The organism is Microbacterium aurantiacum, from assembly GCF_040532595.1.
Taxonomy (GTDB): domain Bacteria; phylum Actinomycetota; class Actinomycetes; order Actinomycetales; family Microbacteriaceae; genus Microbacterium; species Microbacterium chocolatum_B.
Map to the genome: position 1 here is coordinate 733,443 of NZ_JBEVYX010000001.1, position 25,156 is coordinate 758,598.

Annotated in this window: 21 protein-coding genes; 12 read left to right on the forward strand and 9 right to left on the reverse strand. The window is 71.0% G+C overall.

Annotated features, from left to right (window positions below; all coding sequences use genetic code 11):
* Window positions 1–9: 9 nt before the first annotated feature.
* The 3 genes from ABXJ56_RS03650 to ABXJ56_RS03660 all read right to left on the reverse strand — a co-directional run bounded on the left by ABXJ56_RS03650 (window position 10) and on the right by ABXJ56_RS03660 (window position 2,606).
* Window positions 10–804 (reverse strand): SDR family NAD(P)-dependent oxidoreductase, encoded by a 795-nt coding sequence (locus ABXJ56_RS03650; RefSeq protein ID WP_353998362.1) that lies wholly within the window; start codon window positions 802–804, stop codon window positions 10–12.
* A complete protein-coding gene (panB, locus tag ABXJ56_RS03655; RefSeq protein WP_353998363.1) occupies window positions 801–1,670 on the reverse strand; it encodes a 3-methyl-2-oxobutanoate hydroxymethyltransferase in 870 nt (289 codons plus the stop codon). Before panB ends, ABXJ56_RS03650 begins: the two co-directional genes overlap by 4 nt.
* A gap of 108 nt (window positions 1,671–1,778) precedes the next feature.
* Window positions 1,779–2,606 (reverse strand): Cof-type HAD-IIB family hydrolase, encoded by an 828-nt coding sequence (locus tag ABXJ56_RS03660; RefSeq protein WP_353998364.1) that lies wholly within the window; start codon window positions 2,604–2,606, stop codon window positions 1,779–1,781.
* A 61-nt stretch (window positions 2,607–2,667) separates the two neighbouring features.
* Here ABXJ56_RS03660 and pgi point away from each other — a divergent pair, with 61 nt between their 5' ends.
* Window positions 2,668–4,347, forward strand: a complete 1,680-nt coding sequence (gene pgi, locus ABXJ56_RS03665) for a glucose-6-phosphate isomerase (protein WP_353998365.1) — start codon at window positions 2,668–2,670, stop codon at window positions 4,345–4,347.
* Between the two features lie 63 nt (window positions 4,348–4,410).
* Complete coding sequence (locus ABXJ56_RS03670) at window positions 4,411–5,043, forward strand: NADPH-dependent F420 reductase (protein WP_353998366.1); 633 nt, start codon at window positions 4,411–4,413, stop codon at window positions 5,041–5,043.
* 82 nt (window positions 5,044–5,125) lie between these two features.
* Here ABXJ56_RS03670 and ABXJ56_RS03675 read toward each other — a convergent pair whose 3' ends face one another.
* The 3 genes from ABXJ56_RS03675 to ABXJ56_RS03685 all read right to left on the reverse strand — a co-directional run bounded on the left by ABXJ56_RS03675 (window position 5,126) and on the right by ABXJ56_RS03685 (window position 6,519).
* Window positions 5,126–5,296 carry a CsbD family protein gene (locus ABXJ56_RS03675; RefSeq protein WP_353998367.1) on the reverse strand — a complete coding sequence of 57 codons (171 nt, stop codon included), beginning with the start codon at window positions 5,294–5,296 and terminating at the stop codon, window positions 5,126–5,128.
* Window positions 5,297–5,454: 158 nt separating this feature from the next.
* Window positions 5,455–5,880, reverse strand: a complete 426-nt coding sequence (locus tag ABXJ56_RS03680; RefSeq protein ID WP_353998368.1) for a GIY-YIG nuclease family protein — start codon at window positions 5,878–5,880, stop codon at window positions 5,455–5,457.
* Between the two features lie 33 nt (window positions 5,881–5,913).
* On the reverse strand, window positions 5,914–6,519 hold the full coding sequence (locus ABXJ56_RS03685) for an HD domain-containing protein (RefSeq protein ID WP_353998369.1): 606 nt from the start codon (window positions 6,517–6,519) through the stop codon (window positions 5,914–5,916).
* Window positions 6,520–6,792: 273 nt separating this feature from the next.
* Here ABXJ56_RS03685 and ABXJ56_RS03690 point away from each other — a divergent pair, with 273 nt between their 5' ends.
* Complete coding sequence (locus ABXJ56_RS03690) at window positions 6,793–7,788, forward strand: magnesium and cobalt transport protein CorA (RefSeq protein ID WP_353998370.1); 996 nt, start codon at window positions 6,793–6,795, stop codon at window positions 7,786–7,788.
* Window positions 7,789–7,814: 26 nt separating this feature from the next.
* On the opposite strand, the gene ABXJ56_RS03695 is transcribed toward ABXJ56_RS03690, so the two are convergent.
* Window positions 7,815–9,593, reverse strand: a complete 1,779-nt coding sequence (locus ABXJ56_RS03695; protein WP_435404953.1) for a long-chain-fatty-acid--CoA ligase — start codon at window positions 9,591–9,593, stop codon at window positions 7,815–7,817.
* A 246-nt stretch (window positions 9,594–9,839) separates the two neighbouring features.
* Here ABXJ56_RS03695 and ABXJ56_RS03700 point away from each other — a divergent pair, with 246 nt between their 5' ends.
* From ABXJ56_RS03700 to ABXJ56_RS03710, 3 genes are all read left to right on the forward strand, one after another.
* Entirely contained in the window at window positions 9,840–12,791 is a 2,952-nt protein-coding gene (locus ABXJ56_RS03700; RefSeq protein WP_353998372.1) for an endo-1,4-beta-xylanase, read from the forward strand.
* Between the two features lie 272 nt (window positions 12,792–13,063).
* The gene (locus ABXJ56_RS03705; protein ID WP_353998373.1) at window positions 13,064–13,900 is read left to right on the forward strand and encodes a helix-turn-helix transcriptional regulator; all 837 of its coding nucleotides are present in this window, start codon (window positions 13,064–13,066) and stop codon (window positions 13,898–13,900) included.
* A gap of 127 nt (window positions 13,901–14,027) precedes the next feature.
* The gene (locus ABXJ56_RS03710) at window positions 14,028–14,951 is read left to right on the forward strand and encodes an SDR family oxidoreductase (protein ID WP_353998374.1); all 924 of its coding nucleotides are present in this window, start codon (window positions 14,028–14,030) and stop codon (window positions 14,949–14,951) included.
* A gap of 88 nt (window positions 14,952–15,039) precedes the next feature.
* Here the strand turns inward: ABXJ56_RS03710 and ABXJ56_RS03715 are convergent, their stop codons facing one another.
* The gene (locus tag ABXJ56_RS03715) at window positions 15,040–15,471 is read right to left on the reverse strand and encodes an SRPBCC family protein (RefSeq protein WP_353998375.1); all 432 of its coding nucleotides are present in this window, start codon (window positions 15,469–15,471) and stop codon (window positions 15,040–15,042) included.
* Window positions 15,472–15,536: 65 nt separating this feature from the next.
* On the opposite strand from ABXJ56_RS03715, the gene ABXJ56_RS03720 reads away from it, so the two are divergent.
* The 4 genes from ABXJ56_RS03720 to ABXJ56_RS03735 all read left to right on the forward strand — a co-directional run bounded on the left by ABXJ56_RS03720 (window position 15,537) and on the right by ABXJ56_RS03735 (window position 20,756).
* The gene (locus tag ABXJ56_RS03720; RefSeq protein ID WP_353998376.1) at window positions 15,537–16,838 is read left to right on the forward strand and encodes an MFS transporter; all 1,302 of its coding nucleotides are present in this window, start codon (window positions 15,537–15,539) and stop codon (window positions 16,836–16,838) included.
* A gap of 95 nt (window positions 16,839–16,933) precedes the next feature.
* A complete protein-coding gene (locus ABXJ56_RS03725) occupies window positions 16,934–17,833 on the forward strand; it encodes an SDR family oxidoreductase (RefSeq protein WP_353998377.1) in 900 nt (299 codons plus the stop codon).
* Window positions 17,830–19,206 (forward strand): alpha/beta hydrolase, encoded by a 1,377-nt coding sequence (locus ABXJ56_RS03730; RefSeq protein WP_353998378.1) that lies wholly within the window; start codon window positions 17,830–17,832, stop codon window positions 19,204–19,206. The genes ABXJ56_RS03725 and ABXJ56_RS03730 overlap by 4 nt, the downstream gene beginning before the upstream one ends.
* On the forward strand, window positions 19,203–20,756 hold the full coding sequence (locus ABXJ56_RS03735; protein WP_353998379.1) for a GMC family oxidoreductase: 1,554 nt from the start codon (window positions 19,203–19,205) through the stop codon (window positions 20,754–20,756). Before ABXJ56_RS03730 ends, ABXJ56_RS03735 begins: the two co-directional genes overlap by 4 nt.
* Before the next feature lie 17 nt (window positions 20,757–20,773).
* Here ABXJ56_RS03735 and ABXJ56_RS03740 read toward each other — a convergent pair whose 3' ends face one another.
* Window positions 20,774–22,585, reverse strand: a complete 1,812-nt coding sequence (locus ABXJ56_RS03740; RefSeq protein WP_353998380.1) for a glycoside hydrolase family 15 protein — start codon at window positions 22,583–22,585, stop codon at window positions 20,774–20,776.
* Between the two features lie 152 nt (window positions 22,586–22,737).
* Here ABXJ56_RS03740 and ABXJ56_RS03745 point away from each other — a divergent pair, with 152 nt between their 5' ends.
* Window positions 22,738–24,123 carry an HNH endonuclease gene (locus tag ABXJ56_RS03745; protein WP_353998381.1) on the forward strand — a complete coding sequence of 462 codons (1,386 nt, stop codon included), beginning with the start codon at window positions 22,738–22,740 and terminating at the stop codon, window positions 24,121–24,123.
* 103 nt (window positions 24,124–24,226) lie between these two features.
* Entirely contained in the window at window positions 24,227–25,117 is an 891-nt protein-coding gene (locus tag ABXJ56_RS03750) for an SDR family oxidoreductase (RefSeq protein ID WP_435404954.1), read from the forward strand.
* The last annotated feature ends 39 nt before the right edge of the window (window positions 25,118–25,156 follow it).

Consider the following 25,156-nt stretch of genomic DNA (forward strand, 5'->3'; position numbering starts at 1 on the left):
CCCTCGGGCTCAGAACAGTGTCGAGAGCCCGCCGTCGACGACGACCGTCTGCCCGGTGAGGTAGGACGCCTCGTCCGACGCGAGGAACGCCACCAGCGCTCCGACCTCGGCGGGGGTTCCCCAGCGGCCGAGTGCGGTGCGGGTCGCCACGACGTCCGCGATCCGCTCGTCGACGAGGAGGTCGGCGTTGGAGTCGGTGACGATGGTCCCGGGTGCAACGGAGTTGACGCGGCATCCGAGGGGTCCGAGCTCGGAAGCCAGCGACCGCGTGAGACCGTCGAGGCCCGCCTTGGCCGCGGCGTACCCGGGGTCGCCCGCGCGTCCGCGGAGCGCCGCCACCGACGACACCGTCACGATCGAGCGGAGCGTCGAACCGGCGGCCTCGGCCGCGGCCAGGCACCGGCGGATGACGTCATAGACCGCGACGAGGTCCGCGCCCACGAGGGCGGAGAAGGCGCCCGTGTCAAGGTCGCGCACGCCCCGGCGATCCCGCAGGCCGACGTTGTTGACCAGGATGTCGGGCACGAGCCCCGCCTCGCCGATCGCGGCGAAGGCGGCGTCCAGCGACGCGGAGTCGGTGACGTCCGCCGCGAACGCGTGCGCGTCTATGCCGCGCGCACGGAGCTCGGAGATCCGCGGGGCGAGGGTCGCGGCATCCCGCCCGCCGACGAGCACGCGGGCGCCGCGGTCGCTCAGCGCCGCCACGACGGCGCGCCCGATGCCGATCCGGCCTCCCGTGACGAGGGCCGTGCGACCGGCGAGGCTCCGCGGGCGGACCGCGCCGTCGTCGACGGGGATGCTCACCCGTGGTCCTCGGGCGCGCCGTCTTCGTCGAGGTCGTCGACGCCGCGGAGAGCCTCGGCGACCTCCCCGGCATCCCACGACGACGCGTTCGACGCGGCCGGGAACGAGCCGTCGCGGACGGCGGCGGCGTACTCGTCGAGGGCGGCGACCGTCTCGCCCCCGAGGGAGCGGAACCGCCGCGCGTGACGCGGGACGAAATCCTCATACAGACCGAGGAGGTCGTGCCACACCTGGACCTGGCCGTCGCACCCCGCGCCGGCGCCGATCCCGACGGTGGGGATGTCGAGCCGTTCGGTGATGGCTGCAGCGAGCTCGGCGGGCACGAGCTCGAGGACGACGCCCCAGGCTCCGGCCGCCTGCACCGCGAGCGCATCGCGCAGCACGCGCCGCGCCTGATCGCGGCCGCGCCCCTGGACGCGCAGTCCCAGCGCGTGCACCGACTGCGGTGTGAATCCGATGTGCGCGAGGACGGGGATGCCGATCTCGACCAGGCGGCGGATCGTTCCCGCCTGCGCGACCCCGCCCTCGAGCTTGACCGACTGGCAGCCGCCCTCGGCCATGAGGCGGGTGGCGGCTCGGACGGCGTCGTCCTCGATCGCGTAGGTGCCGAAGGGCAGGTCGGCGACGATCAGCGGGCGCGACGCCCCGCGGGCGACCATCCGCGTGTGGTAGATCATGTCGTCCAGCGTGACCGGGAGGGTGCTGTCGTGCCCCTGCACGACCATCCCGACCGAGTCGCCGACGAGGATCGTGTCGACGGCGCTGCGTTCGACCAGGCGGGCGGAGGTGTAGTCGTACGCGGTCACCATGGTGAACCGCTCCCCCGCATCGCGCATCGCGCGGATCCGCTCGATGGTGGTGCGCATGTCGCGCCTCCTCTCCGAGCCGCTCGACGCCGGGCTCACACGCGAGTCCGCGGGCCGGCGGGCATCCTCCAGCCTGTCAGACTCCCGCGCGGCGCGGGTACCGGCCGCTCACGCGAAGGATGCCGGATCCTTCGCGTCCAGCAATCCGCGGATCGTCGTGATGACCCCCTCCTCGGTGTGCGAGGGCGCACGGAACCGGGCGCGATCGACCACGTCGGGGTGGGCGCCGGCCATCGCGAAGGACAGGTGCGCGGCGTCCAGCATCTCGAGGTCGTTGAGGTAGTCCCCGAACGCGGCGGTGTTCTCCGGCCCCACCCCGAGGGCGCGCTGCAGCGCGGCGAGGGCGACGCCCTTGTTCACACCGGGGTTCATCACGTCGACCCAGTGGGCGCCCGAGACCACGACCTGGTGGGTCTCGCGCACATCGGCGAGCGCGGCGGCGACCCGTTCGCCGTCCGAGAAGGCGTAGACCGCGACCTTGAGGATCTGGTCGTCCACGTCGGCGAGCGCGGAGACGTGCGCGAGCCGCGCGTAGTACTTCGCCGCCTCGTCGGCGAAGGCGGCATCCGTCCGCTCGATGTAGGCGGACGCCTTGCCGCACAGCACCACGCCGAGGTCCTCGCGCGCGGCGAGGTCGGTCAGGCGCGACAGCAGCGCGTCGACGAACGCGCGGTCCATCGTCACCGAACTGACCTCCTCGCCGGCCCGCACGACGTAGCCGCCGTTCTCGGCGATGAAGACCAGCTCGTCCCGGTGGTCGGGAAACGCCTCCTGGAGCGTCGCGAGCTGGCGACCGCTGGCGGGCGCGAAGTGGATGTCGCGCACGCGGAGCTCCTCGAGCAGCGGCCACAGCGCGTCCGGGACCCGGCCGTCGGCATCCAGCAGCGTGCCGTCCATGTCGACGGCGATCAGGCGCAGGTCTTCGGGGAAGGTCACGCCCTCCAGCGTCGCACACCGCGCGGATGCCGCCCGCGGGCGGGGCCGCTACGGTAGCGGTGTGACTGCACCCATCGACCCCACCGGCACGTCCGCCTGGGCGGAGCTCGCACGCCTCCGCGACGGCTTCACCCCCGATCTGCGCGCCTGGTTCGCCGCAGACCCCGACCGCGTGAGCGCGCTGACGTTCGACCTCGACGATCTTCGCGTGGACCTGTCGAAGAACCTCGTCGACGCCGAGATCGTCGCCGCCCTCGTGCGCCTCGCCGAGGAGACCGGCGTCGCCGAGCGCTACGCCGCGATGCGGGCGGGCGCGCACATCAACACCACCGAGGACCGCGCCGTGCTGCACACTGCCCTCCGTCGCCCCGCGGGGGCGTCGCCGGCGCTCGTCGTGGACGGGCAGGACGTCGACGCCGACGTGCAGTCGGTGCTCGAGGCGATGTCGGTCTTCGCGGAGCGTGTGCGCTCCGGCGAGTGGCAGGGGGTGACGGGCAAGAAGGTCACGCATGTCGTCAACATCGGCATCGGCGGCTCCGACCTCGGTCCGGTGATGATCTCCACCGCCCTCCAGCCGTACGCGGATGCCGGCATCCAGGCCCGGTTCGTCTCGAACATCGACCCGACCGACCTCGCGCAGAAGACCTCCGACCTCGATCCCGAGACGACGCTGTTCATCGTCGCGTCGAAGACCTTCACGACGCTCGAGACGCTGACCAACGCCCGTCTCGCCCGCGACTGGCTGTGGGCGGGTCTCGTCGCCGCCGGCGCGATCGACGACTCGGACGACGCCCGGACGGATGCCGTGGCCCACCACTTCGTCGCCGTCTCGACGGCGCTCGAGAAGGTCGCCGAGTTCGGCATCGATCCGGTGAACGCCTTCGGCTTCTGGGACTGGGTCGGCGGGCGCTACTCGGTGGACTCGGCGATCGGTCTGTCGCTCGTGATCGAGTTCGGACCGGAGGTCTTCCGCGATCTCCTCGCAGGCTTCCACGCGGTCGACGAGCACGTCGGCTCCACGCCGCCCGCCGAGAACGTGCCGGTCCTCATGGGTCTGCTGAACGTCTGGTACGTGAACTTCCTCGGCGCACAGTCGCACGCCGTCCTCCCCTACGCCCAGCAGCTGAGCCGCTTCCCCGCGTACCTCCAGCAGCTGACGATGGAGTCCAACGGCAAGTCGGTGCGCTGGGACGGTTCCCCCGTCACCACTGACACCGGTGAGGTCTTCTGGGGCGAGCCGGGGACGAACGGGCAGCACGCGTTCTACCAGCTCATCCACCAGGGCACGCGCCTGATCCCGGCAGACTTCATCGCGTTCGTGAACCCCGCCTACCCCCTCGAGGACGGCGGCCGCGACGTGCACGGACTGTTCCTGTCGAACTTCCTCGCCCAGACCAAGGCGCTGGCCTTCGGCAAGACCGCCGAGGAGGTCGAGGCCGAGGGCACCACCGGCCCGCTCGTCGCCGCGCGCACGTTCGCGGGCAACCGCCCGACGACGTCGATCTTCGCTCCGGCGCTGACCCCCCGCGTGCTCGGCGAGCTCATCGCCCTGTACGAGCACATCACCTTCACGCAGGGCACGGTGTGGGGCATCAATTCCTTCGACCAGTGGGGCGTCGAGCTCGGCAAGCAGCTCGCGCTGCAGATCGCGCCCGCGATCGAGGGCGACGAGGACGCGATCGCCGCGCAGGATGCCTCGACGCAGGCACTCCTGGAGTACTACCGCACGCACCGGGGCTGAGCCCCGAGACATCAGCGCGGCCGGATGGGAATTCCCACCCGGCCGCGCTGCGTTGGGCCTCACATGACCACGGTAGGAATCATCGGAGCAGGACACATCGGCAGCACCCTCGCGGAGGCGCTCTCCGCCCACGGCTATGACGTGGTGATCAGCAATTCGCGCGGCCCGGAGACCCTCGCCCCGCTCGTGGAGCGTCTCGGCGACCGCGTGCGCGCCGCCACCGCGGACGAGGCGGCGGAGGCCGGCGAGTGGGTCGTCGTCACCGTGCCGCTGAAGAACGTCGCCGACATCCCCGCGGCGCCGCTGGCGGGGAAGATCGTCGTCGACACGAACAACTACTACTGGGAGCGCGACGGCCGCATCGCCGTGCTCGAAGAGAAGCAGACGACCACGACGCAGCTGGTGCAGGACCACTTCGCCGGTGCGAAGGTCGTCAAGGGCTTCAACCACATCCCGTCGGCGGAGATCCTCTCGGATGCCGCCGAGGCCGGCGCCCCGGACCGCCGCGCCCTGGTCGCGGCGAGCGACCACCCCGAGGCGACGGCGTTCCTCACCGCGCTGTACGACGAGCTCGGCTTCGACACCGTCGCGCTGGAGGTCGACGAGAGCTGGCGGATCGAGCGCGACCAGCCGGGATACGGCATCCGCTTGACGGCCGACCAGCTGCGCGAGAAGCTCGCCGCCGCGGAGCGCTGACCGCTGAGCGCTGACCGCCGCTGACCGCCGCTGAATACGACGAAGGGCGCCCCTCCGCGGCGCGCCCTTCGTCGTGAGCGGCTTACTTGAAGGTGTCCTTCACGTTCTCGCCGGCCTTCTTCGCGTCGGCCTTGGCCTGGTCGGCCTTGCCCTCCGCGACGAGCTTGTCGTTGTCGGTCGCGTTGCCGATCGCTTCCTTCGCCTTTCCGGTGAGGTCCTGAGCGGCGTTCTTGATCTTGTCGTCGAGGCCCATGAGGCGTCCCTTCTCTCGGTGGATCTGTCTGGGTGAGGGGGTCCGGAGAACCGCCTTCGCGAATAGGAGGCGCTCGCGGCACAGTTCGTCACAAAAAAGTTCGAACCGGTTCTCGGGCGGGTGGTGCGCTTCGGCCGATGCGGCGTGCAGACGAGGGCTCAGCTCGCGAGCGCCTCCGCCACCCAGCGCGCGTACGCCTGCCACGGCGGAACGCCTCCGGTGACGGTGTCGATGTGCGCTCGCAGCTCGGGGGTGTCGCGAAACCACTCCCCACCCTCGCGCAGGGTCGCGAACTCGCGGTGGCGTCGTTGCTCGAGCGCGCGTCCACCCCGCTCGAACCCGAGGAGTTCGTCGTGCCAGATCGCCGACACCCTCCGGCGCGGATGCCGGGAGGTGCCGATCTTGATGCGCTCGGCGAATCGCAGGTAGTAGACGACCTCGACCGTCGGCATCGGCAGGTCGTGATCGGGGGCGTCGCCGACACGCCACCCGCAGTCGGCGCACCGCCACCCGTCCACCGCGCGAAGGCCGGCGTCACTGCCGCACAGAGCGCACGGCCCCGGCATCCCTCCGACGATCGCCACGAGGGAACGATAGTCGCGGGTACCGACGTCGACTCAGCCGAGCAGCTCGAGCGGATTCTCGGCGAGCTTCCTGGCGATTCCGCCCTCGTGCAGGCGCCGCGCCGCGGTGGCGGGCTTCCGGGCGGCCTGATCGGCGATGCAGGCGCTGAACTCGACCGCGAGCGCTCCTCGGGGGTGCGCCGCGATCACCTCGCGCCGATAGGACTCGGGAAGATCATCCGGCCGAGCGCCGGAGATGTCGAGGCCGGTGGCGGCCTCGAGCAGGTACCCCTCCGCGTCCATCGTCCGGTCCACCGACGGCCAGTTGTGCCGCACGATGACCTCGAGCACGCGCGCACGCCGAGATGCCGGCCAGCCCGCGCCGGCGGTGAGTGCGACGGCGACATGGCCGCCGGCGTGCTCGTACGAGAGCGTGTGATTGTCGTACTCGATCGCCGTCCCGACGTCGTGCAGGACGGCGGCGACGTACAGCAGCTCGTGATCGACGTCGTCGATCCCGTCGACGCGCGCGAAGGCCTCCGCCCAGAGCCAGGACCGCAACGCGTGCGCGGTGATGGCGGGTGACTGATAGGTCTGGGCCATCTCGAGGGCACCCCGCGCCGCGGGACTCTCGGGAACGGGGAAGTCGGCGATCTGCACACTCCACTATCGCCGTGCGACGCCCCCTGCCGCCGTCGTCCTTCGGGCACGACGCGACGATTTCCTGCCAGGTGCGAGAGCAGCCGACCATCCGCCCGGAATCCGTCCGGAAAAGGTCTTCCCTTCCGTTACCCCACCGTTATAGAGTGCTCGCACGGTAACCGTTTGCTGTGGCGGGAACCGGACATGTGATTACTCTCGGTGCAAGGGTTGCGGGCCGGTCGGATGCCTCTCCGACCGGCCTTCACCGTCTCCGGGGTGCACAATCGTCACGTGCCCATCGTCGACAACGCCGTGTACGTCTCCGGCCATCGCATCGAGAACCCCGCGAGCTTGGCGGAGACGTTCGAGTACATGAGCTCGCAGGGCGGCATGGCCTGGATCGGGTTGCTGCGCCCGACGCCGGACGAGCTCAACCGTGTGGCGACGGAGTTCGCGCTCCATCCCCTCGCCGTGGAGGATGCGCTGAGCGGTCACCAGCGCGCGAAGCTGGAGAGGTACGGCGACATCCTCTTCGCCGTCCTGCGCCCCGCGCGATACATCGACGCCACCGAGACGGTCGATGTCGGGGAGCTGCACGTGTTCGTCGGCCCGCACTTCGTGGTCACGGTCCGCCACGCGGAGTCGCCGGACCTGGCTCGAGTACGTCGGCGACTGGAGGGCCAGCCGCAGCTGCTCGCCCTCGGGCCGGAGGCGGTGCTGTACGCGATCCTCGACGAGGTGGTGGACGAATTCCATCCGGTCGTGCTGGGCGTCGAGAACGACATCGACGAGATCGAGGACGCGCTGTTCGGCGGGACGGGATCCCCGTCGCAGCGGATCTACGAGCTCTCGCGGGAGGTCCTCGCGCTGCAGCGCGCGACACAGCCGCTGCCGGACATGCTGGATCGCCTCCTGCGCGGCGCGGAGAAGTACCACGTGGACATCGAGCTGCAGCGATCCCTGCGCGACGTCCACGATCACGCCCTGCGCCTCACCGAACGGATCTCCACGTTCCGATCTCTCCTCGACAACGCTCTCACCGTCAATGCCACGCTGGTCAGCGAACGCCAGACCGAGACGGCGCTGATCCAGAGCGAACAGGTGAAGAAGATCTCCGGCTGGGCGGCGATCCTCTTCGGTCCCACGCTGGTCGGCACCGTGTACGGGATGAACTTCCGGTACATGCCCGAGCTCGATTGGGTCTTCGGCTACCCGCTCGCGCTCGCCCTCATGGTGGCTACGAGCGCGACCCTCTACGGGGTGTTCCGGTCAAAACGCTGGCTGTGACAGCCCTCACGACGGCGTGACGAGGGTCAGTCCTCGAGCAGCTGCTCGCGGACGCGGCGGCGCAGGACCTTGCCGATCTGCGAGCGCGGCAGGTCGTCGACCTGCACCACGCGGCGCGGCACCTTGTAGGCGGTGAGGTGCGACCGGCAGAAGTCCCGGAGCGCGTTCGCGTCGAAGGACGCACCGTCCGCCATCACCACGGCGGCCACGACATCCTCCCCTCCGGAAGGACGCGGGAGCCCGACGACGGCGGCATCGGCGACATCGGGATGCTGGATGAGCACCTGCTCGACCTCGCTCGGGCTGACGTTGAAGCCGCCGGTGATGATCAGTTCCTTCACGCGGTCGATGACCGTGACGAAGCCGTCCTCCGAGACGGTGACGATGTCGCCGGTGCGCAGCCACCCGCCCTCGAGCATGACCGCGGCCGTCTCATCGGGGCGCCGCCAGTATCCGCCGAAGACCTGGGGCCCGCGGATCAGCAGCTCGCCCGCCTCGCCGATCGCCCGATCGCTCGCGGGGTCCTCGGGGTCGACGACGCGGATCTCGGTGCTGGGGAACGGCACGCCGACGGTGCCGGGTCGCCGGGTGTGACCGATCGGGTTGCCGAGCGCGACCGGGGAGGTCTCGGTCATGCCGTAGCCCTCAACGAGGAGGCCGCCGGTCGCTTCCTCCCAGCGGGCGACGGTCGCCACGGGGAGACTCATCGCTCCCGAGATGGCGAAGCGGATCGTCGACAGGTCGACGCCCTTCCGCGAGGTCGCGCGGGCGAGCGCGTCGTAGATCGGGGGGACGCCCGGAAGGAACGTCGGGGGCGACGACTTCGCCGCCGAGACGACCATGTCGACATCGAACTTCGGGAAGAGCACGACCCGCGCGCCGATCGAGACGGCGAAGGTGAGGCAGAGCGTCAGTCCGTACGCGTGGAACATGGGCAGCACCGCGTAGAACGTCTCCTCTCCCTCACGGAGCCCCGGCACCCACGCGCGCCCCTGTGCGGCGTTCGAGCGCAGATTCCGGTGCGACAGGATCGCCGCCTTGGGAGTCCCGGTCGTGCCGCTCGTCAGCTGGAGGAGGGCCGTGTCGTCGAGGGTGGGAGCCGGCCACTTCTTGGGCAGTCTCCGCTCGTTCACCCAGCTCTTCCACGAACGGATGCCGCGCGACGACGGCTTCGCGGTCATCGCCTCGCGCGAGGCCCGCGCCGCGGGAACCGGCAGACGCAACGCCACCCGCTTGAGCCAGGGCAGGGCATCCGGGAGGCGGACGGCGACGATCGCGCGCGGCGCGATGTCGCTCGGGAAGTCGGCGACGATGTCGGCGACCTTGTCCCACACGATCGCGACCACGGCCTCGTGCACCTCGAACTGGTGACGGAGCTCGCGCGCCGTGTACAGCGGGTTGTGCTCGACGACGATGGCTCCGATGCGGAGGGCGGCGTAGAACGCGACGACGTGCTGGGGGCAGTTGGGCAGGATGAGTGCGACCCGGTCGCCCGCCTTCACCCCGAGCTTGCGCAGCGCGCTCGCGGCGCGCAGCACCTGATCCTCGAGCTCGGCGTACGTCGTCTCCGCCCCGAAGAACTCCAGCGCGACGTGGTCGCCGAAGCGCGCGACGGCGCTCTCCAGCATCTCCACGAGGGTGTCGTGCACCGGCTCGATCTCGTGCGGCACCCCCTCGGCGTACGCCGAGAGCCACGGACGGTCGCTGAGGGGGGATCCGGATGCGGGAGCGTCGCTGTTCGTCACCCGTTCAGCGTAGGACGCCGCGCCCGTGCAGGGCCTGACAGCGGCACGGGTCCGCCGCATCCGTCGTCGCGTGCGCGGCTCGGGTGGCAGTCGCGGCCCCCTCCTCGCGCCCGAGGCGGCCGCGACTGCCACTTGAACACGTGCGCAAACGCGCCAACACGGAAACCTTTCGAAATTTGTTGTTAGCGGCATCATTCTGTGGAAGCGTGGCCGTCGCCGCGCCTGCATCCGTCATCGCATGGAGATCCCCCGGGCGCGCGCGCCCCCGTCGCCGGGTGGCGCGTCAGTGAAGTGCAAAGGAGCATTATGCGAACGTCCGGCCTGCGCCCGAGAAGCGGGAAGCGCCTCGGCGCCGTCCTCGCCACGGTCGCCCTCCTCCTCGGCGCCGCGGCACCGTCCGCCGCATCCGCCGCGGAGGAAGACCTGAGTCCGTACACCATCTGGTTCAACAACTTCGAGTCCGGTCGCCTGGCGCCGTGGGCGCCGAGCGGCGGCTCCGTCACGGTGGAACGCCAGACCATCCCCGAAAGTATCGGCCTCAGTCACGCAACCTCGATGCGAGTCGCCGGGCGCGCCGCCACCGGCGAGGGTGCCGCGCTCCCCCTGGCCGACTACCTCACCCCGGGCGAGCGTTCCACCATCTCGGTGTGGACCAGGCTGCACCCGGGCACCCCCGCCACGACCGTGCGGGTCGGCGTCGAGCAGGGCGGCACCGTGACCCCGGTGGCGTCGGGCGCTGCGACCGCCGACGGCTGGATCGAGATCGTCGGCGACTACACCCCCGCCGCCGGCGCCGACCTCGGTCGCCTCCTCATCACCGCAGACGCCGCGGATGCCGGATTCTGGGTCGACGACACCCTGCTCACCGGGTACGCCCCGCGGACGGTCGTCATCGACGACTCGACTCCGTTGAAGTCGACGCTGCCCTTCCCGATCGGTGCGGCGGGCGACTCCCGCATCGCCGCGGGCTCCGGCGAGCCGACGCTCTCCACCCACTTCGACTCCGTCTCGGCGGAGAATCACATGAAGCCCGAGGCCTGGTACAACGCGGACGGATCGTTCGTCTCCTCCAACCCGCAGGCGGACTCCCTCGCCGACTGGGCGGTCGAGAACGACGGTCGCGTGTTCGGCCATGTCCTGCTGTGGCACAGCCAGATCCCCGCGTGGTTCTTCCGCGAGACCGCGGGCGACAACAGCTCGCGCGAACTGACGAACTCCGACGCGGACAAGGCGATCCTCACCGAGCGCATCCGCACGCACATCGACAACGTCGCGGAGTACTTCGCCGACCGGTACGGACCCTACGGAAGCGCCGGCAACCCCATGAAGGCCTGGGAGGTCGTGAACGAGGTCATCAACGACGGTCAGAACCCGCAGCTGCGCAACTCGCGCTTCTTCCAGATCCTCGGCGAGGAGTTCATCGACATCGCGTTCCACGCGGCCGACGAGAGCTTCAACGACACCTACGCCGCGGACGGCGTGGACCGCCCCGTCGAACTCTTCATCAACGAGTACGGCACCGAGGGCGGCGCGAGCGCGACGTCGAAGCTGCAGCGCTACTACGACCTCGTCGTGCGCCTGCTCGAGCGCGACGTCCCGATCACCGGTGTCGGGCACCAGTTCCACACCACGATGGCGTCGCTGAACCTGGCGAACATGGAAGCGGCACTGGAGAAGTTCGCGGGGCTCGGCCTCGTGCACGCCGTCACCGAGTTCGACATCGCGATCGGCACGGTCACCGAGCGGAACCTGATCCGTCAGGGTCACATCACCGGCCAGGCGTTCGACATCTTCAAGGAGTTCCACGCGGGCCCCGAGACCATGTACTCGGTCACGGTGTGGGGCCTGCGCGACATGGGATCGTGGCGGTACTACGACGGTGCCCCCCTGCTGTTCGACGACTACTTCAACGGCAAGTGGGCGTACCGCGGCGCCGCAGGGCTGTCCGTCCCGGCCGAGCCTCGGGCGATGAACGCATTCGGCGGCACCGTCGAACTCACCGAGGACGCCGTCACCGACGTCGCCTGGGAGCAGCTCGCTCCCACCCCGATCGCCGACCGCCACGCCTTCGGGCTGCGCTGGTCGCCGGACCACGTCACCGCGCTCGTCGACGTCACCGATGCCGACACCGACGCGACGGATGCCGTCACCTTCGCTCTCGGCGACGCCACCTACACGGTGGGGCGCGACGGCAGCGGTGACATCGACGCCGTCGTGGGCGAGACCGACGGGGGCTGGCGCCTCGTCGCCCACGTCCCCGCCGAAGGGCTGGCGGAAGGCGACATCCTCCGCTTCGACGTCGCCGTCGACGACGGCGCGGGCGAGCTCGGATGGAACGACACCGGCGTGCTGGGCGAGGTCACCCTCCGTGAGCCCCTGTCCTTCGCCGCGGTCTCCGAGATCGCGGACGCTCCCGCGATCGACGGCGACATCGACGCGGCGTGGGCCGACGCGGTGAGCGTCACCACGGGCAAGCAGATCAACGGCACGGCCTCGGCATCCGCCGATGTCCGCCTCGCCTGGAGCGGCGACGGCGACACGCTGTTCGTCCTCGCGGAGGTGCAGGACGACGTGATCGACACCTCCGCCGGCGCCGCCCACGAGCGGGACTCGATCGAGGTCTTCCTCGACCTCGGCAACCGGAAGAACGGCACCTACCTGCCCACCGACATGCAGCTGCGCATCAACGCCGCGAACGAGGTGAGCTTCGGCTCGGGCGATGCCGCGGCCCAGCAGGCCCGCGTGACGTCGGCGGTCGAGGTCGTCGACGGCGGCTACGTCGTCGAGGCGGCCATCAGCCTCCTGGATGCCGGGGGCGCCGAGTCGCTGCACGGCTTCGACGTGCAGGTCAACGACGCCCGCGACGGCGCCCGGGTGGGCGTCCGCAACTGGGCCGACCCGACGGGGTCGAGCTGGAACAACACCTCCCGGTGGGGAGTCATCCAGCTCGCGGTCGACGAGGGAGACGTGGCACCGACCCCGGAGCCGACCCCGGACCCGGAGCCGACGACGCCCGCACCGGAGCCGACCCCGGACCCGGAGCCGACGACCCCCGCACCGGTTCCCGGTGACGGCGGACCCGACGGTGACGACGCGGCATCCGGCGGAACGGGTGGCGGTGACACCGACGGTGGGCTCGCCGTCACCGGTCTCGCGGGCTCGTTCCTCCTTCCGCTCCTCGTGGGCGGCGCGATTCTGGCTGCCAGCGGCGCGTTCGTCGTCCGCGGCATCCGACGCTCGCGGGCCGGTCTGAGCTAGCGAGCGGCCCTCGCGGCGGCTCCGGGCCTCCGCCGCGAGGGCACCCCGCCACCCCTGCACCGCGGACGTCACTCCGCCGGTGCAGGGGTGGTCTGGTTCCGGCGCGGGTGATCGGGCCGCTCATGTGGCGGGTGTGGCCGCCTCCTCCCGCGCGAGGCGGCCACACCCGCCACCCGACACGTGTGATCGACCCCGGAGGGGTGGATCGGCGGGCCGTGGCTCCGCGCGCCACCCCGGGGTAGAAAGGAAGACCCCTCGAGGAAGGCGCGCACGTGATCGATCGCCCCGCCCTGGCTGCGTTCCTCCGACATCGCCGCGAGGCGCTGCAGCCGGAGGACGTCGGGCTCCCGCGCGGCCCGCGGCGGCGCACCGGCGGGCTCCGACGCGAAGAGGTCGCAGCCCTCAGCCACATGTCCACCGACTACTACGCCCGTCTCGAACGCGGCACGGGACCGCATCCGTCCGAGCAGATGATCGCCGCCATCGCGCAGGGTCTGCACCTCAGCCTCGACGAGCGCGACCACCTGTTCCGACTCGCCGGTCACCGCCCTCCCGCCCGCGGCTCGGCGAGCGATTTCGTCGCGCCCGGGCTGCTGCGCATCCTCGACCGACTCGCGGACACCCCCGCGGAGATCATCACCGAGCTCGGCGAGACGCTCCGCCAGACGCCGCTCGGCGTCGCCCTCACCGGCGACGCGTCCGCGCGGCGCGGACCGGAGCGGAGCGTCGGGTACCGCTGGTTCACCGATCCGCGGGTGCGCGCGCCGTATCCGCTCGAGGAACGGGAGCAGCTCTCCCGCGTGTACGCCGCGGGACTCCGCGAGCTCCTCGCCCTGCGCGGTCCGCGGTCGCGAGCCGCCGAGATGGTGGCCGCGCTCGAGGGCGATGCCGAGTTCCGCCGCGTGTGGGACGCGCAGGAGATCGGCATCCGTCCGACGGAGCTCAAGCGGTTCGCCCACCCTGTCGTCGGCGACCTCGAGCTGCACTGCCAGACTCTCCTAGACCCCGACCAGTCGCACAGGCTCCTGGTGTACACCGCGGTCCCCGGCAGCGAGAGCGACGAGAAGCTCCGCCTCCTCGCCGTCGTCGGGGCGGATCTGCAGCGCTGAGGATGCCGCGGTCCCGGGTGCCGCTGACTGCGCAGCCGTGGATCGACAGTCCCTGGAACGCCCCGGAGAGCGCGGCGAGCATGGACACAGGCGGACCGAACGACGACCCGCGACGAAGGAGAATCCCATGACCCGCGCACTCGACATCCCCGACCAGACCGGAACCCTCGCCGTCGTCACCGGCGCCACCGACGGCATCGGGCTCGTCATCGCCACCCGCCTCGCCGCCGCCGGCGCCGACCTGATCCTGCCCGCACGATCGGCCGAGAAGGGCGAACGCGCCGCGGCCCGGATCCGCGAGGCCGCGCCGGGTGCGCGCGTGAGCGTCCCGACGCTGGACCTGTCGTCCCTCGCCTCGGTCCGCGGGCTCGTCACCCACCTTTCCGCCGAGGGGCGGCCGATCGGCATCCTCATCAACAATGCGGGCGTCATGCGCCCGCCGCAGCGGACGGAGACCGCCGACGGGTTCGAGCTGCAGTGGGGCACCAACCACCTGGGCCACGTCGCCCTGACCCTCGGCCTGCTGCCGCTGCTGCGCGCCGGGCGCGCCCGCGTCACGCACCAGACGAGCATCGCCGCCCGGTCGGGATCGATCCCCTGGAACGACGTCGACAGCGAGCGGGAGTACGACGCGATGCGGGCGTACTCGGCGTCGAAGATCGCGGTCGGACTCTTCGCCCGCGAGCTCGATGCGCGCAGCCGCGCGGGCGAGTGGGGCATCTCGAGCAATCTGTCTCACCCGGGCGTCTCTCCGACCAACCTCCTCGCCGCCCAGCCCGGGATGGGCCGCACCCGCGTGACCCCCGAGCGCCGGGTCATCGGGGCTCTCTCCCGCATCGGCGTGACCGGCACCCCGCGGTCGGCCGCGCTTCCGGCTCTCCGCGCGGCGACGGCGACGGATGCCGCGGGCGACGAGTTCTACGGACCGAAGCGCGTCATCGCCGGGCCGCCGACCCGGGTGGAGCTGTGGGCGCCGTTGCGCTCGATGGACGACGCCCGGCGCGTGTGGGAGATCTCCGAGGCGCAGATCGCCGTCGGCGCCCGCGAGTAGCGGTCTTTCGAGTGGCGCCCGGGGCCGCCTTCTCGGGCGTGAGGTGGCCATAGCTGCCACCCGAAGCACTGCTGACGAGCCGTCCGCTCTACGCCTCGAGCTGCGCCTTCGCGCGCGCGAGGCCCTGCGCGAGGGTCGACCGCACGGTGTCGGCGACAACCGGCTCGACCAAGCGCAGCATCCCGCCGGGGCTCGCCTCGATCTCGGCGCGGACGTGACATGCCTCCCCGCGCGGGGAGAAGTCGAACCGCAGCGTCGTCGGCATGATCCCGGCGCTGCTGCGCGCGGCCATCACGATCGGCGGCTCGAAGTGCGTCACCTGCCAGTCGTACTCGACCTCGCGTCCCATCACCCGCATACGCGTGCGCAACGTCGTCCCGGGCTGCACGGGCGGAGGGGAGGTGAGCTCCTCCGAGATCACCGAGGTGTCCCACCGCGACCGGTTCGCCGGATCGGTCAGGTACGCGAAGACCGCCTCGAGGTCGCGCTCGATCAGGATCTTCTCGGCAACCGTGAACATGCCCTCATCCTCCCCCACGCCCGTGTCCCGCGGGCCGGGCGGCACGTATGGGTAGCGTGGGGCGGGTGCGCGACGACGCGAAGGATCCCGACGGAGAGCGGATGCCGTCGCCCGCGCCGCGGGAGATCCTGCGCCTTCCCGCCTTCGCCTTCTTCTGGAGCGCGACGACCCTGCGCGCCTTCGGCGGTGCGATCGCGGGCGTCGCCTTCCAGATCCTGATCGTCTCGGTGCTCGACGCCACCCCGGCCCAGATCAGCGTGCTCAGCGCTCTGAGCGTCGCGCCCTACCTCGTGCTCGGCTTCCTCGTCGGCGCGCTCATGGATCGGTGGCGACGCCAGCGCACCCTCGTCATGACCAGTATCGGACGCGCACTCGCGCTCGCAGCCGTGCCCGTCCTGCTCCTCACCGACACGCTGACGTTCGGCACGCTCGCGTGCGTCATCCTCGCCCTCGGTGTGCTGACGCTCTTCGCCGACTCCGCCGCCCAGCCCCTCCTCCCGCGGATCGTGCCCCGCCGCTCCCTCGTGCAGGCGAACGCCCGGCTCGGGCAGAGCGGCACCGTCGCCACGACCGCCGGGCCCGCACTCGGCGGGGCGCTGTTCACCGCGCTCGGCGCGCCGGTGCTGTTCGTCCTCGAGGCTCTGATCAACACCGTCGCGGCGATCCTCCAGTCGCGCATCCGCGTCGTCGAACCTCCCGTCCCGCCTCGTCCCGCCGGACGGAACGTCGGTCACGACATCGCCGACGGGATGCGCTTCACTTACCGGCATCCGACCCTGCGCCCGCTCGCAGTGTCGGTTCACGTGTGGTTCCTCGGCAACAGCATCGTCATGACGGTCTTCGCGGTGTACGTGTTGCGCGAGCTCGCTCTGCCGGCATGGGCCTTCGGCGTCGCACTGGCGGCCACCGGGGTCGGCGGCTTCGCGGGTGCGCTCATCGCGCCCGCGCTCGGCGCACGGTGGGGGGCCGGGCGCGCGATCCTGTTCGGCCGCGCGCTCGTCGTGGTCCCCTGGCTAGTACTGGGGATCGCGCCGCTGAACAGCGACACGTCCGTCGTGCTGACGCTCTCTGTCGTCGCGGCGTCTCAGCTCCTCTACGGCGGGGCGATGGGGATCGAGGACGCCAACGACATCTCCTATCGGCAGGCGGTCGCGCCGGACGCCATCCAGGGACGGATGAACGCGACGATCCGCACGGTCAACCGCGCGGTGTTCTTCGTCGGCGCCCTCGCAGCCGGGGCGCTCATGACCATCCTCGGCTTCGCACAGACGCTCATGGTCGGCGCGGTGGTGTTCGCCGTCGCGGCCGCCGTGATCATCGTGTCCCCGCTGCGCACCGCCCGTCACGACGACGACGACGAGGGATGACGCAGGTCCGCACTCGGCTCCCCGCCCCTGATTGCGCATAGGCGACATTTCCGCAACCCCGAGGTCGAACGGGAAGGCAGACCTATCGTGACGGCATGAGCACTTCGGACCAGTACACGTTCGATGACCCGGTACGCCGTTACGCCCGGGTCGAGCCGCCGCTGCAGCACCAGCCCGAACCGGGCGTGCAGGCGCGGATGAAGCCGGTTCCCGACCTCGGCGAGAAGTCGTATCGCGGAACCGGACGACTGACCGGTCGCAAGGCGCTCATCACGGGCGGCGACTCCGGCATCGGCGGCGCGGTCGCCATCGCGTTCGCCCGCGAGGGTGCCGACGTCGTGATCGTGCACCTCCCCGACGAGACCGAGGACGCCGCGCACATCCTCGAGCTCATCGCGGATGCCGGAGCCCAGGGTCACGCGATCGTCGCCGACATCGCCGACGCCGCGCGGTGCCGCGAGGTCATCGACGAGGCGGTGGGGATGCTCGGCGGCCTCGACATCCTCGTCAACAACGCGGGCCGGCAGATCGCGGTGGATCGCGTGGAGGACCTCAGCGACGAGCAGTTCGAACTGACCTTCCGCACGAACCTCTTCGCGCCGTTCTGGCTCACCAAGGCCGCGCTCGCCCATCTTCCGGCCGGTTCGAGCATCATCAACACCGCGTCCCTCGAGGCGTACAAACCCGCTCCGGACCGACTGGACTACGCCGCGACGAAAGCGGCGATCAACAATCTCTCGAAGGGTCTTGCCGTGCAGCTCGCCGATCGCGGCATCCGTGTGAATGTCGTGGCTCCCGGGCCGGTCTGGACGGCCCTGCAGGTCTCGGACGGCGTCTCGGACGAGCAGATGCGGGCCTTCGACGACGAGAACACCTACCAGCGCTCCGGCCAGCCTGCCGAGCTCGCGCCCGCGTACGTCTTCCTCGCCTCGTCGGAGTCGAGCTACGTCTCGGGTGCGACCATCAACGTCAACGGCGGGATGATCACCCCGTGAGACCCGTCTGCACGGTCTTCGTGCTTCCCGGCCTCGGCCTCTCCGCCGAGGCGGCCGCGCCGATCGCTGCGCACCTGCCCGACGGTTTCGATGTCATCGGCATCGACCTCCCCGGGCACGGGGGCACTCCCGACGGCGTCGGCGCCGGGGTCTCGGCCCTCGCCGACGCGGTCGTCGCCGCGATCGCAGCTCACGCGACGGGTGGTCCGTGGATCCTCTGCGCCCACAGCATGGGCGGCAAGATCGCCGCCGTGGTCGCCGACCGCGTCCTGCGCGGCCATGCCCCCTTGTTCGGGCTCACCGGGCTCGTCCTCCTCGCCCCCTCGCCGACCACGCCGGAACCCATGGACGAGGAACGCCGCGCGCGCATGCTCGCGTGGGTGGCGGACGGCCCGATTTCCGAGCCGAACGCCCTCGAATTCGTCACCGAGAACGTCGCCGCGCCGCTCGACCCCGACGCGAAGGCGACAGCGATCGCGCAGGTGCAGCGGATGTCGCCCCTCGCGTGGCGCCGGTGGCTCGAGACCGGAAGCCGGGAGGACGTGCGCGACGGACTCGACATCGGGGAGCTTCCCGCCGTCGTCCTCGCCGGCGATGACGACGACGACCTCGGAGCCGACGCGCAGCCGGGTCTCGTCGCGGACCTCCTCCCCCGCGCGGCGGTGATCGCACTTCCCGTCACCGGGCATCTGCTCCCGTACGAGCGGCCACGCGAGGTCGCCACCGCGATCGCCGAGCTGTGGGAGCGCATCACCGCGGCGTCCGCGCCCGTCCCCGCGGAGTGGGGCCGCGTCATCGCATCCGACCGCACCGATCCCGAGACCCGCGGCATCCTCTCCCGTCGCGCCTTGGCCGACGACGTCGGTGCCGAGCCCCGCGCACTCACCGCGGCGCAGCTGTCGACGCTGCACATTCTGGCCGGACGCCTCGTCCCCCGCGCGACGGACGACCGCTTCGACCTCGCACGCCGCATCGACCATGATCTCGCTGCCGGCCGCGGAGACGGCTGGCGCCCGCCGGGACTGCCGAGGGATGCCGAGGCCTACCGAGCCGGCCTCGACGCCCTGGCCGCGGTCTGGCCCGACTCCGCCGCCGCGCAGGATGCGCTCATCGGGCGGATCATCGCCGGCGACGGGTTCCACGGATCGCCGTGGGATGCCGACACCACCCGCCGCTGGTTCGAAGACGTCCGCGTCGATCTCGCGCAGGCCTGGATCTCGCATCCGGCCTCCTCGGCGCGCATCGCCTTCGACGGCTTCGTCACCGGCGTCGGATCCCCGCATCCCGGCTTCTCGGAGCTGCGCGCCGACCGGCGCGAAGCCTGGGAGCCCACCCCTCTCGGCATCCTCTCGTCCATGGAAGACCCCTCATGAACCTCACCGACATGCGCACGTACCCGACCGACGAGATCGTCGACGTCGTCGTGGTGGGCACGGGCGCCGGCGGCGGCCCCCTGCTCGCTCGGCTCGCGCAAGCGGGCCTGCGGGTCGTCGCGCTCGAGGCGGGTCCGAACTTCGACGTGCGCGACTTCGTCCCCGACGAGCTCGAGGGCACGCGGGTGAACTGGATGTCGGAGCGGATCAGCGGCGGCGACGCCCCGACCGCGTTCGGCCCCAACAACAGCGGACGCGGCGTCGGCGGCGGCACGCTGCACTGGGGAGCGTTCACGCCTCGGCCTGACGCGCGCGACCTGCGGCTGCGGTCGGAGTTCGGCGTCGGCGCCGACTGGCCAATCGATCCCGAGGAGCTCACGCGTTACATCGAAGAGGTCGAACGCACCGTCGGCGTCTCCGGCCCGACGCCCTACCCCTGGGATGTCGGCCGGGATTATCACTGGCCGGCCGTCGAGCGGAATGCGCCGGCAGACGTCGTCGCGGACGGGTGCGCACGCGAGGGCATCCGCACGGCGACGGCGCCCGCCGCGATCCTCACCCGCGACCACGATCAGCCGCACTACGGTCGCCGGTCGGGGAACCTCAATTTCGGCAGCATCCATCAGGGGGATCGGAGCGACGCCAAAGCCACCACGGCGAACACCTACCTGCCTGCCGCGGTCGCCGCCGGCGCCGAGATCCGCCCCGACAGCACCGTGCACGGGGTCGAACTCGACGCACGCGGGCACGTGTCCGCCGTGGTCTACACCCGCGACGGGCGTGAGGTGCGGCAGCGCTGCGCGATCCTCGTCCTCGCCGCGGGGGGCGTGGAGACCCCGCGACTCCTCCTGCACACCGGGCTGGCGAACTCGAGCGGCGCCGTGGGTCGGAACTTCCTCGCGCACGGAGCGCTGCAGGTGTGGGGTCGCTTCGACGCGCAGATCCGCGGCTACCGCGGCTACCCGTCGTCGCTCATCAGCGAGGACTTCGTCCGCCCCGCGGGCGTCGATTTCGCCGGTGGCTATCTGATCCAGAGCCTCGGGGTCATGCCGGTCACCTACGCCACCACCCTCGTGCGCGGCGGCGGCCTGTGGGGACAAGAGCTCATGGATGCCCTCGACGCGTGGCAGTACTCCGTCGGCGTCGGGATCAACGGCGAGTGCCTGCCGTCCGCCCAGAACCGCCTCGTCCTGACCGACGAGATCGACGAGTTCGGCGTCCCCCGCGCGGAGATCACCTTATCTCCGGGCGCGAACGAGGAGGCGCTGGACCGCCACGCTGCGCGGACGCTCACGGGCATCCTCGAAGCAGCCGGCGCCCGCGAGACGCGTGTGCTCGCCCGCACCGCGCACACCCTCGGCACGTGCCGCATGAGCGCCGACCCCGCGGACGGCGTCGTCGACGCGGACGGGCGCAGCCACGACATCCCGAACCTGTGGGTGTGCGACAACTCGACCTTCCCGAGCGCCCTGTCGGCGAACCCCTGCCTCGCGCAGATGGCCCTGTCGCTGCGGACGGCGGATCGGATGCTGGCCTCGCGGGCGGCCTGATCGGTCGCGGTCAGCGGTCAGCGTTCTCCGAGGGTCTTCGCGGGAACCAGCTCGCGGATCGTCAGCGCCGCGCTCACCAGCGCGAGGTGGCTGAGCGCCTGCGGGGTGTTGCCCCAGAACGAGCCGTCATCGGCGGAGATCATCTCCGCGTAGATTCCGACGTCGTTCGCCGTGGCCACGAGCGCGTCCATCGCAGCGATGGCCTCTTCGTGGCGTCCGACGCAGGCGAGCGCACCCGCGCACCAGAACGCGGATGCCACGAAGGTGTGCTCTTCGGCATCCATCCCGGTGTAGCGGTAAAGCAGACCGTTCTCGGCGCCGAGCTCGCGGATGAGGGCGTCGATGGTCGCCGACATCCGTTCTCCGCGGTCGAAACCGCTCTCGGCGTGGAGGAGCACCGAGGTGTCGAGATCCGAGGAGCCGGGGTACATGACGTAGCTGCCGGCGTCGTCGGACCAGCCGAACTCGCGCACCCACTCGGCGATGCGCTCGCGCTCGGCGCGCCACCGGTCGGCATTGCCGGGGATCGCGCCCTCATCGGCGAGCCACGCGGCGTCGTTGAGCGCCTGCCAGCACCCCATCTTCGATGAGGTGTAGTGGCGGATCTCGGGGAGCTCCCACATCCCGGAATCAGGATTGCGCCACAGGTCGCACGTACGGTCGGCCATGTCGGCGAGCATCCGGCCGGTGGCGACATCCAGGATGTTGCCCGCATCGACGTAGGTGCGGCAGATGGCGAAGAGATCACCGTAGACGCCGAGCTGCAACTGGTCGCGAGCGGGGTTTCCGGACACCACCGGGCCGATGCCCTTCCACCCGTCGACGTCGAACTCCTCGACGCCGGCCGTCACCTCACCGCGCAGCGAATAGAGGACATGCAGCTCGGGGCCGTTCTCGCGGATCGTCCGCAGCAGCCAGGAGATCGCGGCGTGCGTCTCCTCCCGGAGTCCGAAGCGGACGAGTGCATGCGCGGTGTATGCGAGGTCACGCACCCATGCGAAGCGGTAGTCCCAGTTCTTTCCCCCGCGGGGGTTCTCCGGGAGCGAGGTGGTCGCCGCCGCGGCGATCGCCCCGGTCGGTGAGTAGACGAGGAGCTTCAGCGCCAGGGCGCTGCGCTGCACGGCATCCGCCCACGGCCCGTCGTAGGAGAACTCGCGCGACCAGGCGCGCCAGCCGTCGATGGTGCGGTCCACGCTCCGATCGACGTTCGCCGGGTCCGGGAGGTGGAGGGGCTCCCCGTCCGTGGCGACGACGACGAGGAGATGGCGGGACTCGGCGGATGTCGTGAACCGGCCGCGCAGGAGCGGGCCCCGCGGGCCGTCGGGGTCGGGCGCATCGGGTCCGTGATCGCTGCCGACGACGGCGAGGGAGATCCCGCCGACGCGCAGGATGGCGGCCCCGGCGTGCTGCTCGATCCAGGGTGCCGCGGTCTGGAGGCGCGACCCGGGCTGCACCACCCACTGGAACTCGACCGAGCCCTCGATGCCTTCGACCCGGCGCGCGAGCTCGGCCCACGGGAGGCGCCCGGCGACGCCGGTGACCAGCGCGTCGATGACGCGCGCGCGACCGGTCGGTGTGGTGAAGGTCGTCTGCAGCACGTTCGTGCGCGCGACGTACCGTCGGCGGACGGCGTACTCACCGACGGGCTCGAGCCCGATACACCCCCCGGTGTCGTTGTCGAGAATGCGTGCGAACACCGGCGGAGAGTCGAGATTGGGCAACGGGAGCCAATCGATCTGCCCCCGGAGGCCGATCAACGCGATCGTCCGGCCGTCGCCGATGGGCGCGTAATCGCGCAGGTCGCTGTGCGAAGGGGATGCGGGAGCCACGGGTTCAGGCTAGAGATCGCGGGGAGGACGAGGGGTGGCTTGCGCGGGGGGACGGGGAGGGGTACGAGCAGCGAAGGGGGTTCGTTTGGGAAGTTTTCTACATAGGTAGGATATTCGTCCTGAGCGTCGGAGCCCGTCGCTAGTATTCGAACATGAATACGAGCCGGTTGGTCGAGTTCAGCGAGGAAGAGCTCGCGGAGCTGGATGAGGTCGCGTCCGCGGCCGAGCGGATCACCCCCGCGCTGGGGGCGATGGAGGTCAAGAACGTCCGGAACCAGGCGCGTGCGGGCGCGATCGCGGAGCGGGTCGCTCGGCGTCAGTCGGCGTCGGTGCGGTCGCAGGAGATGGTCTACCGCTCCGTCGCCGCGGAACTTGCCGGTGTGACGTTCACCACCGACCGGTCGATGCAGGTGCAGATCAATCAGGCGGTGGAGTGGGTCGAGTGCTACCCCGCCACGTTGGCGGCGTGGGAGGCGGGCCGGATCACCCGCGGGCACGCGACCGCGGTGTTGCGGTGCGGGACCGTGCTGCCCCGCGATGCGCGGGCAGAGTTCGACGCCCAGGCCGCCGAGATGTGTGTGGGTCAATCGGTCGGGCGGGTGAAGGATCGCCTCGACCACCTCGCGCAGGAGCTGCACCCCCGCACGTTGGCGGAGCGGCACGCGAAGGCCCGCGAGGAACGGCGGGTGAGTGTCACGCCGTTGCGGGATGGGATGTCCGAACTCGTCGCGACCCTTCCCACCCTGTTGGCGGAAGGGATCAGCGACCGGCTCAACGAACAGGCCGCATCGATCATCGACGCCCGCAACACACCCGGCGACGACGGGGCCGACGCGGACGCTGGCGACGCGGAGCCGGATTGCCGCACACGCGACCAGATCCGCGCGGACGTGTTCTGCGACATGCTCCTGACTGCCTCACCGCTCGTGGACCCGACGATCGACGGGGACGGAAACGGGACGCTGGGGATGATTCGCGCGAAAGTGCAGGTCGTCGTCCCCGCCCTCGCTCTCTTGGGGAAAGACGACGATCCCGCGAACGACACCACCACCGCCGACCTCGTCGGGTCCGCACCGATCGACCCCGCCACCGCCCGCGCACTCGCTGGCGCCGTCGCGTCGTGGGAACGTCTCGTCGTCCACCCGGTGTCGGGACAGGTGTTGTGCACCGATTCGTACCGGCGGACGGCGTCGATGGCGCGATTCCTGAAGGCCCGGGACCGGCACTGCCGGTTCCCCGGATGCCGCCGGCCCGCGATCCGCTGCGAACTCGACCACACCTTCGACTACGCCCTCGGCGGGCGGACGGACATCCGAAACCTCTGCCACCTCTGCCAGAGACACCACTCGATGAAGCAATTCACCTCCTGGGGCGTCCGACAACTCGGCGGCGGGGTCCTCGAATGGACATCCCCCACCGGGCGCGTCTACATCGACCATCCCCCGGCACCCCTGGTGAGATTCATGCCCTCGGGAGGTGGAGCACCGCCCCCGGACGGGAGCGGCGGCGCACCGCCGCCCGACCCCGCACCCTTCTGACACCCCACAGCTCTGAACAGCGACCCGTCACGCGCGTAGCGCGCGTCGGGGCTACGCGCAACCCGGGGTGGCGGCATCCGCTCACGGGCTTAGCGTGGCCGGCATGCCGAACATGTACACGCCCCAGGACCCCACCACCCAGTTCCCGCGTCCGCCCTTCCCGCCGCAGCAGCAGAAGGGCCCGGGAGACATCCACAAGATGGATCCGGCCCCCGATCACGGCGAGACCTCCTACGTCGGCCTCGGACGGCTCCCGGGTCGCAAGGCCCTCGTCACCGGCGCCGACTCGGGCATCGGGCGTGCCGTGGCGATCGCGTACGCACGCGAGGGAGCAGACGTCGCGCTCAGCTATCTTCCCGAAGAGCAGGGGCAGGCCGAAGAGGTCGCCGCCCTCATCGAGAAGGAGGGTCGCGTCGCGGTCCTTCTGCCCGGCGACCTCCAGGAGGAGTCCACCAACAACGAGGTCGTCGCCAAGGCCGTCGAGGGTCTCGGAGGCCTCGACATCCTCGTCATCAACGCCGGTACGATGCCGACCGTCGACAGCATCGACGACTTCGAGACCAAGACGCTCGATCACGTCGTGAAGGCGAACATCTACCCGCTGTTCTGGCTCACGAAGGCTGCGTCCCCGCACCTCAAGCCGGGCGCCGCGATCATCACGACCTCGAGCATCCAGGGCTTCGTCCCCTCACCGTCGCTCGCCGAGTATGCGGTCTCGAAGGCCGGCATCGCCAACTGGACGCGCGCGCTGGCCCAGCAGCTCATCGAGCGCGGCATCCGCGTGAACGGCGTGGCTCCCGGCCCCATCTGGACGCCGCTGCAGCCGGCGTTCGTGCCGAACGAGAAGATCGAGGAGTTCGGCTCGCAGACCCCGATCGGTCGTGCGGGGCAGCCGGTGGAACTCGCCCCCGCGTTCGTCTTCCTCGCCTCGCAGGAGTCCAGCTACGTCATCGGCGAGACCATCGCCGTCACGGGCGGCATGCCCACTCACTGACGAATGGACCGGCGCGTCACCGTGCCGACTCGGGGCGCG